At 57.8% G+C, this 15,377-nt stretch carries 9 protein-coding genes; all 9 read right to left on the reverse strand.

Going from position 1 to position 15,377, the window contains the following annotated elements; all coding sequences use genetic code 11:
- Positions 1-42: 42 nt before the first annotated feature.
- The gene (locus H7C18_RS26375; protein ID WP_185132115.1) at positions 43-915 is read right to left on the reverse strand and encodes a carbohydrate ABC transporter permease; all 873 of its coding nucleotides are present in this window, start codon (positions 913-915) and stop codon (positions 43-45) included.
- Position 916: 1 nt separating this feature from the next.
- Complete coding sequence (locus H7C18_RS26380; RefSeq protein ID WP_273388059.1) at positions 917-1,819, reverse strand: ABC transporter permease; 903 nt, start codon at positions 1,817-1,819, stop codon at positions 917-919.
- 303 nt (positions 1,820-2,122) lie between these two features.
- Positions 2,123-4,135: an MGH1-like glycoside hydrolase domain-containing protein gene (locus H7C18_RS26385; protein WP_185132117.1), complete on the reverse strand. Its 2,013-nt coding sequence runs from the start codon at positions 4,133-4,135 to the stop codon at positions 2,123-2,125.
- A gap of 230 nt (positions 4,136-4,365) precedes the next feature.
- Positions 4,366-5,655 carry a Gfo/Idh/MocA family oxidoreductase gene (locus H7C18_RS26390; protein WP_185132118.1) on the reverse strand — a complete coding sequence of 430 codons (1,290 nt, stop codon included), beginning with the start codon at positions 5,653-5,655 and terminating at the stop codon, positions 4,366-4,368.
- 92 nt (positions 5,656-5,747) lie between these two features.
- Positions 5,748-6,419: a carboxylesterase family protein gene (locus H7C18_RS26395; protein ID WP_185132119.1), complete on the reverse strand. Its 672-nt coding sequence runs from the start codon at positions 6,417-6,419 to the stop codon at positions 5,748-5,750.
- 94 nt (positions 6,420-6,513) lie between these two features.
- Positions 6,514-11,904 carry a sugar-binding protein gene (locus H7C18_RS26400; RefSeq protein WP_185132120.1) on the reverse strand — a complete coding sequence of 1,797 codons (5,391 nt, stop codon included), beginning with the start codon at positions 11,902-11,904 and terminating at the stop codon, positions 6,514-6,516.
- A 254-nt stretch (positions 11,905-12,158) separates the two neighbouring features.
- Entirely contained in the window at positions 12,159-13,322 is a 1,164-nt protein-coding gene (locus H7C18_RS26405) for an extracellular solute-binding protein (RefSeq protein WP_238357973.1), read from the reverse strand.
- A 26-nt stretch (positions 13,323-13,348) separates the two neighbouring features.
- Positions 13,349-14,536: a CaiB/BaiF CoA transferase family protein gene (locus H7C18_RS26410; protein ID WP_185132121.1), complete on the reverse strand. Its 1,188-nt coding sequence runs from the start codon at positions 14,534-14,536 to the stop codon at positions 13,349-13,351.
- Between the two features lie 16 nt (positions 14,537-14,552).
- Positions 14,553-15,359, reverse strand: coding sequence for an enoyl-CoA hydratase/isomerase family protein (locus H7C18_RS26415; protein ID WP_185132122.1), 807 nt, complete (start codon positions 15,357-15,359; stop codon positions 14,553-14,555).
- Positions 15,360-15,377: the final 18 nt, after the last annotated feature.

Genomic DNA, 15,377 nt, shown 5'->3' on the forward strand with positions numbered 1-15,377 from the left:
CTATTTTATATAAAATGACAGCCTGCCTGCTAACGGGCAGATCTATCCTTTTACCGAACCAAGCAAAACTCCTTTGGCAAAATGCTTCTGAAGAAACGGATACAGCAGCAGAACCGGAATCGCCGCCACCACGATGACCGCGTATTTGATGCTCTCCGGCGGCACGACGACCTCCGACAAGGCGTTCGCGTCCGTAAAACCTCCCGCCGACAGCAGCACGATTTGCTGCAGCCACACTTGAATCGGCCACAGGTTCGACTTGTTGATGTACAACACCGCGGTGAAATACGAGTTCCAATAATAGACGGCGTAGAACAGCGCGAACGTGGCCATCGCCGGCAGCGACAGAGGTACGACGATTTTGTACAAAATCCCCAATTCGTTGCAGCCGTCGATCTTCGCCGATTCCTCCAGACTCTCCGGCAGCTGCTGGAAAAAGTTGCGGAGCAAAATCAGATTGAACGCGCTAATCGCGGAAGGAAGCCACAGCGACCAATACGTATCCAGCAGCCCCATGCTCTTGACGACCAGGTAGGTCGGAATCATGCCTCCGTTGAACAGCATCGTGAACACGATCAGCAGCATGAGTTTGTTTCTTCCGCGCAGCGTCCTTTTGGCCAGCGGGTAGGCCATCAGCGTCGTCAGCAGCAAATTGATCAGCGTGCCGACGACCGTGATGAAGATAGAGTTCAGCAAACTGCTGTAGATAACTTTGGTGGCGAAAATGTACCGGTACGCATCCCACGAAATATGCGTCGGAAAAAGCACGATTTTTTTGGTGAGCAGCTCCTCCGAGCTGACCAGCGAACCCGATATGACGTATAGAAACGGCAGAACCGTCACAATCCCGACGATCAGCAGCACGATGTGGTTGGCCGTATCGAACACTTTGCTTCCTAACGTGCGCTCTCTCATGCTAGTATACCCCTTCCTCGCCGAACCTTTTGGCCAGCCCGTTCGCGGAGATGACGAGAATCAGACTGACGACGGATTTGAACACCCCTACCGCGGTGCTGTAGCTGAACTGCGCGTTCTGCAAGCCGGTCGTATAGACGTACGTATCGAACACTTCGCCCACATCGCGATTGCCGGAATTCAGCATCAGGAAGATTTGCTCGAAGCCCGTGTCCAGGAAGCTGCCGAGCCGCAAGATGAGCAAGAGGACGATCGTCGTCCGGATGGCGGGAAAGGTCACGCTCCATAGCTGCTGCCAGCGGCTTGCGCCGTCCATGCGGGCGGCCTCGTACAGCTGCTGATCGACGCCCGCCAGCGCGGCGAGGAAGATGATCGTCCCCCAGCCCGTCTCCTTCCAAATGGCTTGCGACGTGATCAACGTGCGAAACCAATCCGTGCTGAGCAGGAAATTGACTTTATCCGCTCCGAGCGACGCCAGCGCTTCGTTCACGATGCCGCCTTCCGTCGTCAGCATCGTATAGGTCAAGCCTGCCACGACGACCCATGAAATGAAGTGCGGAATGTAAATGATCGTCTGCACGAACCGCTTGAAAAAATGCTTCCGCACCTCGTTCAGCATGAGTGCCAGGATGATCGGCAGCGGGAAGAAAAAGAGCAGGTTATACACCGCCAGCAGCAGCGTATTTTTGAACAGCATCCAAAAGTCCGGGTCCATGAAAAAGCGATGAAAGTGCTTCAGCCCGACCCAAGGACTATGCAAAATGCCGGCGAACGGCTGGTAATCCTGGAAAGCGATTACAACGCCCAGCATCGGCAGATACTTAAACAATACAAAAAACAAGAGGCCGGGGAGCAGCATGAGGTAGAGCAGCTTCTCTCTCTTCATATCCGAAACAAGCCGCATCATATATCCTCGTTCTTTCGGTTTCGGCAAGGTTGCCGCTCGCCCATCTCCTTTCCGGGCCACAGTTTCGTTCATCTCTCCATCTCACCTTTCCGTTTCGACATCCCCCATTGTAGGAGCCGGCTTTCGTTTCCGTCGATAGTCATTTCATTGCTCTTTTGCGGACGCAGCCCGGAAGAAGCCTGGTTATGGGGGGCGACGTATTCATTTTCTGCCTCCCGCTAATCATCTTCTGACAGGGCACATCGGCGAAAGCCGCGACCTTGCAGCTTATCGGCCATGGATTCGCGGCTTTCTTCGCGATTATAGCGTGCAGAGTGCGGGCGCGCCTTCGTGAATGACGCGGCCGTCGCAGACGATTCTGCAAGATCCGGGCTGCATATGAATATCGATGATTCGGCCTCGATAAGGGTATCCCGTGACGGACACCTTCCCTTCTTGCGGCGGCTGCGGATGGATCGTCAGCGTGCCGTCCGCTCCGGGCTTCAAGCCGGCCATTCCGAACAGAATCGCTTCCGCGCCGGACAGTCCGGCGATAACGTTCGCCCGTTTGTGGGCGGGGACGGCCGGGCGATCGCAGTAGTGCTCCTGGGGAAAATACGGCAAGTGCCGGCCCATCCAGAGCAGCCGCTTCAGGACGTCCCACGCGGGTCCGGACTCGCCGATCTCCCACAAGGTCAGCGCCAGCATCGTCGCTTCGCCCGTATAGCAGCCTCCGCCCGACCAATCCGGATCGTTCAGTTCATAATGAATCGGATCTTCGGCCGAAATGCTGCTGACGCCGTAAGGAGCGAGGAATGCGCCGTCGCGCACGTGCGACAGCAAGGCGATTTTCATCGGTTCGGTGCAAACGCCCATTCGGAGCGTATCGTAAGCTTGGATCGTGTACACCCGCTCCAAATGACCGTCCGGATAACGGCAAACGAACCAACCCGCCTCGTCGTCCCACAGATGATCGCGAATCGCGCGCCGGATTCGTTCCGCTTGATCCCGCCACATGGCAGCTTCCTCCACGCCCAGCCGCTCGGCCAGATCGGCCAGCCGATCGTAGCACCAGGCCCGCTCGGCGTTCGGACTGGAGACGACATGCTCGTGGGCGGCGCTGCGCATTTCGAGCAAATTATGCTGTTTGCCGTAATCGAGCAGCTCGCCCCAGGCAGGCAGCCTTTTCTCGTCGCTGAGCAGCAAATTCCGCATGACGCCGTACAGCTCCTGGCCTTCGCCATGCTGTTCGACATTGCTCCAGACGAGATTGAAGAACGACCACAGGCTGTAGGAATAGGGAACGTCCTTGCCGACGCCGCTAGGCGAAAAGCGCGAATGCTGCTCGATGCCGCTGCCGGCCATGAGACGCGCCAGCTCCATCATCCGTTCGCTTCCGATCATCAAGGCCAACAGCCGGCCTGCATAGCCGCCCGTGTCCCATGGGTAGCAGCAGATTCCCGCCCCCTCGATGCCCGACACGACCGGGAACGGCTGCATGGCAAAATCGGGATGCTCCCACAAGCAGATGAGTCCGCTGACGAGCGAACGCCGGTAATAGTCCTCAAGCCCGGGGATGTCGCTTTCGAGCCGCGGGACGGAGGCGCACAGGCGGTCGATTCGGTCCTGCCAACCTGCTTCCGTCCGCTTCTCCCACGCCTCCAAGCTTGCGTCCATGCTGCATTCCTCGCCCCTGGGCGTCAGCACGACGGCCAAGCGGCACACCGCTTCCTCTCCCGGAGCCAGACGGGACGGCAAGGGGGAGTCGTTGATCAGCGTCATGCGAACCTCGCCGTTTTCCCATACGCCGTCGCGGATCGGGCTCGCCGGTTCGCCCGGCGCCGGATGCCCGTAGTCCCAGTCATCCAGCGGCTGCAGGCGGAGGCGTCCCGGCGTCAGATCCGGCTTGACATGGACCTCGATGCTTCGCTCCGTACGGTTGGCGATGCGAACCGCCAGAACAAATCCCGCCCGGTCCGCCAGCGGCACGAGACGGCTCCGAACGAACAAGGAAATGAGCCGTCCTTCGTGAAAATAATGATACGTCCCGCTCCGCGCGATGCGGTCCGGCCTCCATTCGGCCCCGGCGTACAGCAGCCCGCAATCCCCTTTGCCCAAATTCCCGGTGTCGCTTACGACATGCCCGTCCGCTTCGATGTTCAGCAGCAGCTGTACGTCCCGCGCCGCGAACGGCGGGGAGAACAAGCCTTTCACTCCCGCTGCCGTATTGGCAAGCGGAGCGACCGTACTATAACCGCTTCCGACCCATATGTGGTTCGCCGGCGCCAGGCTCGCCCGCAGGTCGAATGCAAAGTCGTTCAATTGATAAGTCATCGGTTATCCATCCTTTACGCATCTTGTCTCCTCTACACTTTAAATAGAGATTGCCGTTCAGGTCGATATTCCTCAAATGGTTACTTCCCATGCCCCGCTTGCCTATATTCATCTTCTTTTGCCGAGTAATCATTTTCTGCTTAAAAAAATAAAAGCGAGCCATGAGATCGATCCTCATGGCTCACATCGTATTCGATATCTTGAACGATCCGGAAACCCGGTAAGTCAGACTAGAATCTCACCAAATCCTGAACCTGCACCGGCTGACCGGTGCGGATGGAGCGATTGGCCGCGATGCCCGTCAGAATGGACCGCGCCCCGTCGATATGATTCGCCGCCCGATGGAACGGGTCTTCGACCGGCGTACCGAAAATATCGTTCAGCATGACGGTATCGCCGCCGCCGTGGCCGCCGACTCCTTCTTCTGCCTTCACTTCGTACGGAGCGCCGAACATCGGATAAACGGTAATCTTCTGCCCGAGCAGGGCGCCTTCTTCGGACTTCTCCCCGCCCGCGTTCACATACGACTGCTCGACGACTTCCATCTCCAATCTTCCCTTGCTGCCGTTAAAAGCGATTCGATATCCTTCCCACGGGAGATAGGCGTTCAAGGAGTAAGTCAGAATGGCATTGTTCTTGTAGCGGACCATGACTCCCATCGTGTCCTCGATGCTGATGCCGTCGCCAAAGACGCTCTGATCGCGGCGATAGCCGTCCTCGTGCTCCGCGTCCAAGTACAGCGCCTTGTGTTGTTCTTTCTGATCCATGTGCAGCGCAAAAGGATCGTCCTTGGCCAACGGATTGCCGGTCGACCGGTCGTAAAACCGGGTAATGCCGCGGCGCTCCGCGTTTTCTTTGCCGTAAAAGCGAAGATCGCCGAATGCGAACACCGTCTCCGGCTGGGAGTCGATCCAGAAATTGACCAGGTCGAAGTGATGGGTCGATTTATGAACGAGCAGACCTCCGCTGTTGCGTTTATCCCGATGCCAGCGGCGGAAATAATCGGCTCCGTGTTGAGTATTCAGCAGCCATTCGAAGTGGACGGAATAGACTTCGCCGATCGCCCCGCTCGCGATCAGCTCCTTCGCCTTCGTATGATGCGGCGCATAGCGGTAGTTGAAGGTCACGCGCATGTTGCGCCCGGTACGCTTGACGGCATCGAGAATTTCCTGGCATTTCTTCTCGTCGACCGTCATCGGTTTTTCCGTCACGACATCGCAGCCCAGCTCCATCGCCCGAATGATGTAATGATGATGCGTGCGATCGATGCTGGTCACGATGACGGCATCGGGCTTCTCCGCCGCGATCATCTCTTCGAACTGCTCGGCTTTATAGGTATTCGCCGCCGGATAGTCGTACTTCTCCGTCAGCAATTTATTCGCGTAGTTCATCCGCGTCTGGTTTACATCGCAAAACGCCGTCAATTCGGACGTTTCCCGGTAATCCGTCGCAATCGCGGCATAGAACAGCTCGGCCCTGCCGCCGGCTCCCACTTGGACAAATCGTTTTTTTCTGCTCATTTCTCGTCACCCTTTATGTGTAATTGATAGGATTGCTTCCTCTATACAGGATAAGTTGTCGGCGCCGTTCAGGTCGATATTCAGGATCTGGGTTATTCGTCTTCTGCTATCGTTCCTCGCCGATTCTTATGCTTAAGCAGCCAATTATAAATATCTTCGCGGCGGTACGTTTCCGTCCAACAGTCATGGCGCGCTTCGGGGTAAATCGTAAACTGTACCGGATTTCCATGAGCCTGAAGTGCACGCACCATTTCCTCCGTATATCCGATCGGCACGACGTCGTCCTTGGCGCCGTGAAAAGTCAAAATCGGCATATGCCGCAAGTTCCCGGCCCTCCACGACATCCCTCCGCCGCATACGGGAAGGATGGCGGCGAACATTCGGGGGTGCTCCATCGCGATCTCCCAGGTGCCGAAGCCGCCCATGCTCATTCCCGTCAAATAGATTCGTTCGGAATCCACGCGGTATTGTCTGCGAATGCCGGCGATGGCTTCCATCACCCGATCCTGCTGCATAATCCAAACCGAATCTTCGGGACACTGGGGCGCGAGCAGGAGGAAGGGAAACTCCCTTCCTTCCGCCGCTTCCTTCGCAGGTCCGTGCCGATCGAGGAGAGCGGGATCGCTTCCGCGCTCACCCGCTCCGTGCAGGAAAACAACGAGCGGCCAAGCCGTATCCGGATCGTTCTCATACGCGTCGGGCACATAAACCCGACCGTTCATCTCCAGCTCCCGCGAAATCCGAACCTGCTCTTTTACGGTCATCTTCCTCACCTTGCTCCTCCATCCTCTCTTTCCATTGCGAAAATCTGGCCGGCGTCGGAACGCCGGCCAGGTCTTTTCGCAACTGTCATGCGCGCTACTTCGTCCAGAGTGCGGTTAAGGCATTGCCGTCGTTAATCAGTACCGTCTTTCCGGCATTCTCAATGCTTCCGGCCAATGCCTCATTGTCCAGATGCTTGATGAAATCCTGAATGTGCTTCGCAGCCTGTTCAGGTCTGCCGTCATCCATCTGATGATGCGCCTGATCCAACTCATTCGTCAGAACCTGCTTCGCATCCCCCGCATACCGCGCAAGCAGGTGCTTCATGGAATCGATGCTCGTGGTCACCGTAAACGGAAAGGCGATCTCCAAGCGGTTGCCGGCCAGATCCTCGGCCGTAATCGTCGCCGTATGGGCGCCGACTTGACCGACCAGATCCACGGTCGCGCCGTCTGCCGACTGCGGGTCGACGGCGTAGTCCTCTCCGTCGATCGCCAGCTTGGCGTCGGTTAAGCCGGTAAGGGTATCCCAAGCCTTGAACGTAAGCGGCCATTCATCGTCGAACGATCCCCCCTGCGCCAAGGTATTGCCGTTTGCGCTGAGACTGAATGCCGGCGGCGTGCTGTCGACGATGACGTCAACACCGGCTGATAGCGTCACTCCCGAAAGCGTAACGGTTGCCGTCAGACGAGCGGTCCCCTCCTGGACCGCGGTGACCGAACCGGCGGAATCGACGGTCGCCGTCTGCTCGTCGTCGCTTGCAAAAGCGATTTGGGCGGGGCTCAGGTCGGCTTCGGAGCCGTCGCTCAACACTCCGGCCACCGTCAACGACGCCGTATTTCCGGACTGCAATGCCGTTTTATCCGCTGTCAGCGCAATAGAGGCAAGGGGCGGCGTCTGCTCATCGAAATATTTGAAAGATACGTTCAGCAGCCGTTCGTTCCAATTCAGCTTTCCGGGGAATACCGCCTTCAGGTACTTGATCCCGGACGGCAGGTTGGTTGCCGTGTTGCTCCACACGGAGTATCCGTTCGCGCCGCCGGTCAGCTTCGAATTCACCGTGATCGGCGTATAGTTCTCGCCGTCGGCGGAGCCGAAGAACGTAAACTGCGGCGTCGTCGAGTACAATCCCGTCGCCATGTCAAACGAATAGATGTCGCCTGCCGGCGATCGGTAAACGACGTACTCGGCCGGATCCGGATTATCGTTGGAATGAATGAACGAAGCGGCATCGTTCGCGAAATTTTCCGGATGCGTGGTTTGCACGGCGATATGCGCCGACTTCGCATAAAGCTTGGAAAAATCGTGCGCGTCGTCCGTCAGCTCCGCAAGTCCTTCCGGTTCCGTTACGATCACGGTCGGCAAAGGCAGGCTCAAGTTATGCACTAACAGATGTCCGAAGCCCGACGTATCCTGCCAATTGTTGGCGGTTCCGTTCCACATCGATTGACTCTCGCGATTGCCGTTGTTGTTCCCGTCGTCGTCGTTGATGCCCACGTCAAATCCCAGCGTAATATCCCGGGCCGGGGTCACGTTCAGCGAGCTCCAAGGAATGGCCATCTCCACCGTATAGCCGCCGTCGATATCCTTCTGCGCATATTGGATACCGGCCACGTCGCCGCCGACGGACAGCTGCGAATCGTGCCACCCGAGCGTAATCTGATGATCGTTCCCGTCATAGGCCGTGCTTTGGCTATTATCGGAATCGAGATAAATTTCCACCGAGTCGTCCTGATAGGCTTGATCCGAATCGTTTTTGAGAACCGAATCCAGCACCTGCACCCCGACATAAAGATTCTGCGAATCGCTTAAGGTGCCGAAGCTGACGGCGTTGTTCGGCGAGCCGGTAATGGTCTTGGTTACATTGCCGTTCAGTCTCCAATCCGATTCCGTCAGCGCCCCGTCGACCGTCATGCTGCCGGCATGCTCCAGCGCAGCCGTTACGTTCTTGCCGTCGTTCAAGTAAAGAGCGCCGAAGCGGGCCGTGCTCTGCCAGTTGTTATTGTCGCCCGCCCACAAGAGCTGACTCTCCCGGCTGCCGTTGTTGAGACCGTCATCGTCGTTGTTGCCCACATCGAAGCCGATGACCGAGCCGGCCTTCGGCGCCGGAACGCCGATACCGCTCCAGGGGATGGCCATTTCCACCGAGTAACCGCCGTCGATATCCTGCTGCGCATATTGGATCCCGTCGACATCCCCGCCGACGGACAGCTGCGAGTCGTGCCATCCGAGCGTAATTTGATGGTCGTCCGAGCCGTACGTCGCGCTCCGCTCGTTGTTGCCGTCGACATAAATCTCCACCGAATCGTCTTGATACGCTTGATCCGAATCGTTCGCCAGATTGGCGTCAAGCACCCGGACGGCCACATAGAGAGAGTTGTCGTCCCACATCGTGCCGAAAGAGACATGATTGTCGGGCGTGCCGATAATCGTTTTCTGCACCAGGTTATCGACTTTCCAGCCGGTGTCCGACAAATCGCCGTCGATAACCGGAGGCGACGCCGTCTTGTTGCCCGCCGCAACTCCTGGTGCGACGGCTCCGTCCTCGGCCGGATTGCAGTCTACGCTGACGGTAGCGGATGACGAATTGCCCGCCGGATCCGTCGCGACGACCGCAATCGTGTTGATCCCCTTCACAACCGGCACGATCGCGGTAAAGGAGTTGTCGCTCTGCAAATTCACCGCCGCCCCGTTAACGGTGACGGTTGCCGGTTCATTGACGCTTCCCTTCAGCACGTAGCTGGTCGTCGTCGCCGTTCCGGAATCAGGAACCGTAAGGATCGGCGCGTCGGGATCATAAATCGCGTGAATGACGGCCGGGGCCGCTTGTACGCCTGCATCGTTTGCAGCCGAGACGGTGACGGTATTGTCGCCGATCTGCAGGTTCAGGTCGCCGCTGAAGGTCAGCGGCCCCGTCTCTGTCGACGAATCGTTCACGTAAACCAGTTTGATATCGTCCACGCGCGGTGAGATAAACTTCGTCGCATTGCTCAAAAACGCGAATCCGTTGATCTTGCTCCAATCGATCGGGTCGCTGACCGTTTGGTTAAAGGCCGACCGATCGGTGGACGGGGCATAATGAACGGCTGCATCGAAATCCGACAGGGGAACGGTCACCTTCGCCCATTTGTTGGTGTAATCAGATGCCGCAAGGTAATTGGCAAGCGGCAGACGGGCTTCCACTCTCGTGCCGTTGTTGGATTCAACGGCAACGGCGAAGCTGCTGTCCGTAGCCGAAGCATTGACCCAGAACTGGAGAGCGGCCATGCTCCGGTAGGAAGATAAATCTTGGGTAATGCCTTGCCACGACGAGTTAAGGAAATCGAAGTTGAGACGGGCGAAACCGCCTGTCGACGGGTCTCCCAGCTTCAATCGCAGCGAGCTGCTGCCTTCCGCGGGCGCAAATGTGGTTGAATTGTCCCAAACTCCCTGGGCGCCCACGGTGAATCCGCCGCTGCCGGCTCCCAACAGGCCCATGTAGACGGATCCCAAGGCGCCTGACAAGGGTGCTCCCGACGTTCCCGGCGTAGGCCAGCCGTTGCTTGCCAGCGATTGAATCAATTCTCCCGCCGTATGTCCCCCGGATCCTCCCCCGCCGACATTCTGGGTGATATCGTCGACAACCTCCCCGTTAAATTCCTGCTTGATATCGACCGCCGCGCTCCCGTTCGTATGACCCGAGACGGTAAAGGCGCTTTGCCTCACATAGATGGGGCTGCTCTGATCGACGCTCAGACCCAGATAGGTCGGATCGTACCGGATGTTTAGGACGGACGACTGTCCCTGATTGCCCGCGACATCCGTCGCGGCGGCCGTTATCGTATTGCTGCCGACCTTCAGCGTAACCGTCGTGCTGAAGCTGAGATCGTCCGCCACGTCGACCGGCTGATCGTTGATCTGCAGCGTGCCGGGCTCGTCCAGGTGTCCGGAGACCGTGAACTGGGAATTCCGCACCGCATAATCGGCGTCATTAACGTTCGAGCTGCTCGTTTGGTCGAACGCAACCAGCGGAGGGGCCGTATCCGTGTCCGAGGTGACGATGACCGACACGCTCTTGGCCGGCAGCACGATATCGGCTGCCGTTCCTCCGAAAATATTGCGGACGGCCGAGAGCTTCATGTCCTGCCCCACCGGGATATCCGCGGTGTCCTGATAGACGTTCGCGCTCACTCCGGTCAAGCCGTTCACCTTCACGGTCTTCGCCTGATCCGTCGGATTCACGAGCAGCGCGGATGTCGTGTCGCCGTTGACGAAGGCGACGCCGTCCATCCACACGGAATTGTCCGTCGTGAGTCCCGAAGCGGCATCGGCCGTGATTCGCCGCACCTTCGAGCCGACGGGGGCGTTGTTGAAAATTTTGCTGAGAACGTTAAAGGCTTTTGATTTCGTGACGGTGACTCCGTCTCCGTCAAGCAGCACTTCGCCGTTATCCGTCGGATGCCGGTTGGCCGCCCAGCCGAGCCACCAGAACCAGTAGTCGTTGCCGATAAACGCCATATCGCTCGCCAGGCGCTGCGAGGCGTTGATCGCCATATCGATCTGGGAAATGCCCCCGGTTACGTTGGCGCTGTATTCGGTTTGCCAACGGTCTTTGTCCGGCACTTGATTCAATACGTTAACATAGTTCTGGTAAACGCCGGTCGTGTCAAAGCCTTTCGCGAAATAGCTGTGCGAAGCGATCCCGCCGATCGCGTCGTTCAAGACCGGATCGTTCGTCAAAGCGGAGAAGCCTTGTCCGAACAATTGCTCGTTCTCATAATACGCCGCCCCCTCCGGTCCCAAAATCTGAACGCCCGTCAGGCCGGCGGCATCCAGCTTCGAACGCAGCAGCTTGGCCACGCGCTGATATTGAACCCCGTTGTCGCCGCCCCAATAGCACCATTCGCTGATGATCGTGGAGAGCGGTTCGTTCTGAAAGCTGATGGCTTTCGGGACGGAGGCTCCTTTGTTTTGCAGCCACTGGATCGAATTCACCAGATAATCGGTAAACGCATCTTCCTTGTCGGCGCGCAATCGGACATGCTCCGTGCCGGTCCAGCCGTTGACCGTCGGAATGGTCTTCATCCCGATCGGCGGCGACCACACGGAGATGATATAATCGTGCTTGCCTCTGGTCTCGCCGGTTTGAATGAGATCGTAGATTTCCTGCATTTTGTCGTCATACACATTTCCGTTCTCGTCCCCTGCGACAGCCGGGATCATTACGCGGAACATGCTGATGCCCAGATCGTTAAAGAGCGCATCCTGTGCTCCCGTCGCGGGGATGAAATTCCGGTTCCAGTCCGCGCGGTTCCACGACGGAAAGACTCCCCAGCCTTTGACCGTCTGCTGATCCGTGCTTGAAACGTTCACGTTATAAACGGTCGGATCGACCGTTGCGGCGCTTGCCTGGCGGATCGGCGCAACGGCGCTTATCCCGATTGCAGGCAGCAGAAGCACAGCGGAGAGCGTCAAACGGAATGCTTTGCGGAAAGACCTGATGTTCATCCTTTTGCCTCCCATTCAGATGGATTTACACGATATATTCTAAACGCTTACATAGGAGGGCAAAATCAAATATTCTACACCGGCCTTTCATTTTCTATCGAGATTTCCGGCAGCTTGGAATCCAATTTACTTAACGAAGCCAAGAAAAGCATGGAATAGAGGCAGACAGAACCGCTTACCCCTCAGCGGTTCTGTCACCGACATATGAACAGCAGCAATGATCGCAGCCGGTCCATGGCCCGAACTCCGGCACCCTAAACGAGCGTTTCCCTGCGTATCCCCTCGTACAACCGATTCATCTCGTCGATGAGCCGAGATTTGTTCGCTTCTTTCCCTTGCCGAAACTGAACGAGCGCTTCGTGAAGCAGGACCCCTGCTTGCTCTTGAAAGGCCGGAAAAGCGGCATGGCGAGGACGCATATAGCTGGCTGCCAGCGTTTGGGAAGTATCCGCGAAGAAGCCGTGCGTATAGCGATTGACCTCGGGATCCCGCCACGCGGCCGCATGGCCCGGCTGCCCTTCGTTCCTTGCGTATAAAGTCCGCTGCAATTCGCCGCCCGCCAGAAACTTGGCGAACTCGACCGCTTGCGGGATCGAGCGGGACGAAGCGGATACCGCGATGCCGACTCCGCCCAGCAGCGCCCCTCGCGGCTCCCCGGTCTCGCCCGGAATATTCGAGAAGCGAAGCAGCTTCTTCGCATATCCGCTTCGGGAGTAGTTCGAGTAGCCGAAAGCCAACGGAATGTATGCGATGTCGTCCTCTGCCGCCATCCGATCGTACATCTGGATCGGATTCGAGGCCAGCGACGATTCGTGCAGACGAGGCAGCAGGACGAACATCCGCTCGAGGGCGGCTTCCCCAACCGGGCGCGGAATGCCGGATGTCTCGCTGAAGAACGAGTCTCCTCCCGTACCTGCGCACAGCGTAAGGAAGCTGCACATCGCGTCCGTCGGGCAAAGCGGCCATCCGATCTTGCGCCCCGAAGGCAGCGATCGCGCGAGTTCGATGACCCCCTGCCAGGTACGGGGCAACGATTCCGCGCTCAACAGATCCGGCCGATACGAGGCCACCTGAGCGGCAGCATCCACGGCCAGCGCCCACTGGTGACCGTTCCATTGGTAGCTGAGGTGGCTGGGTCCTACGGAATTCGCCGCTTGATCGGCCAAGTAGTCCGCCGGAAGGTGCTGTTCGAGCGGCACCAACACGCCCTGCGCGGAACTGATTCCGACATGAGGGTGATCGATCATGATCAGATCGTATTCCCGGGCCAGCACATCGACAGGATAATCGCCGAAGTCTTTGAGCGAGCGCTTCTCCCATTCGATCCGAGTCTCCGGATGAAGCCGGCGAAATTCGTCCGACGCGGCCAGAACCGGCTCATAGCCGCGAGCGTGATCCCAAGTCATTCCTTTTAGCATCGCCACGGTTATTTTCACCCCTTGCCTTAAATAACGCCTTTGTCCCCCAAGGAACCGATCCTATCCTCCGAATAGCCGAGCTCACGAAGAATCTCCTGGTTGTGTTCGCCGATCAGCGGCGGATGGCGAAGGATCTCTCCCGGCGTTTCGCTGAATTTGACCGGAATGTTCACGGTGCGGACGGGTCCGGCCGTCGGATGCTCATACGTCGTGAAGGCTTGGAGATGAATGGCCTGCGGGTCCTGCTCTGCCTCCAGATGGTTTTTCACTTCGGATACCCACATGTCGCGCTCCAGCATTTTTTCCATCCAGTAGCCGGTCGTTTGCTTGATTACGCTTGCCTGAATCCGATAGAATACTTCATCCCGTTTGTCGTATAGAATTTGCGGTTCGTTAAAGTCGTTTAGTCCCTCATCGCCCAGAACCTCGGCCAGTACGGGAATCGGGTTGACCGAAATGCACATATAGCCGTCGGCCGTCTGGTAAATGCCGAAAGGGGCCGACTGTCCCGGGTGGGCGATGCCGGATTCCGGACGTTCGAACAGCTTGCCCGAATTCAGCGTGACCGCAAATTCCTGCAGCTGATGCGTAAGCAGACACTGGTACAGGTTGATCTCCAGCTTTTGCCCTTTGCCGGTCTTCTCCCGATAGTAGAGTGCCGACAACAGCCCATAGACGATGTTATACGCGCCGAGCTGATCGGCGATGCCGGTGCCGAGCGGCGTCGGCGGCGCGTCCTTTCGCCCGGTCAAAGTGGTCAAGCCGCTCAGCGACTGGATCATCAGGTCCTGTCCGGGACGCTCCGCATAAGGTCCGTCCTGTCCGTAGCCGGTGCTGGAGCAGTAGATGATTCGCGGGTTGATTTTCTTCAGATCGTCGTAACCGAAGCCCAACTTTGCCATGACGCCCGGACGGAAGTTCTCCACTACGATATCGCATTCTTCTGCGAGCTTATAAATAATTTCCTTCGCTTCCGACAGCTTCAGGTCAAGCGCGAGCGAACGCTTGTTCCGGTTGAACGCCAGATAACAGGGAGATTCGGTTCCGCCAACCCAATACTTGAGGAACGACCATGCCCGGTAGCTGTCTCCGCTTCCTTTCCTCTCCACTTTAATGACGTCCGCACCCAAGTCGCCCAGCATCTGCGTGGCGAAGGGGCCTTGCAGCAGATGGGTAAAATCCAGTACCTTTACTCCCTTTAACGCTTTTTCCATGTGATCTTCTCCTCTCCTATTTCCCTTGAAAATGAGGCTGCCGCTTCTCGACGAACGCCGCAATGCCCTCCTTGGCGTCTTCGCTGCGAAACAAATTGGCCAGGAAGGAGCGATCGTACGCCTGAGCGGATTCCAGACTGGCATCCCGCCCCTCGTTCACGAGCTTCTTGAGAGCCTGAACCGCCAGCGGGGCCTGCTCCGCAAGCTGTGCCGCCAACTGCAGCGCCGTATCCTGCAGCTTGCCGTGCTCCGTGACCTGATTGACGAAGCGAAGCTCCTTGCCTTCTGCCGCAAGGATCATCCGGCCTGTCATCAAGAGCTCCTTGGCCAGGTACGGCCCTACGGCCCGGGCGAGCTTCTGCACGCCGCCGCCGCCGGGCACAAGACCGAGCTTTACCTCGGGCAGCCCGAATTTCGCTTTCTCGGAGGCGATCACGATGTCGCAGGCCATGACCAGCTCGAATCCGCCGCCCAGCGCGTAACCGTTTACCGCGGCGACGACCGGCTTGCCGCAGGTTTCAATGGAACGGTACATTTCCCGTCCCTTATCCTGAAAGGCAAAGAACTGCCCCATATCGAAATCGTGGTACCCTCCGATATCCGCGCCTGCCATGAAGGCTTTGCCGATTCCGGTCAGAACGACCGCGCGAATGTCTTTTTGCCGATGAATCCACCCGAAGCATTCCGTCAGTTCTTCCATCATCGTATCGTTCATCGCGTTCAGCTTTTCTTCGCGCCGGATCGTCACCGTCAGCACGCGCTCTGATCTTTCCAGCGCCAAAAAGGCGTAAACCGGCAATTCCGTCGTTCCATGCTGGCTCATTCGTTTCCCGCCCCCTTC

Source organism: Cohnella zeiphila (assembly GCF_014212055.1).
Taxonomy (GTDB): Bacteria; Bacillota; Bacilli; order Paenibacillales; family Paenibacillaceae; genus Cohnella; species Cohnella zeiphila.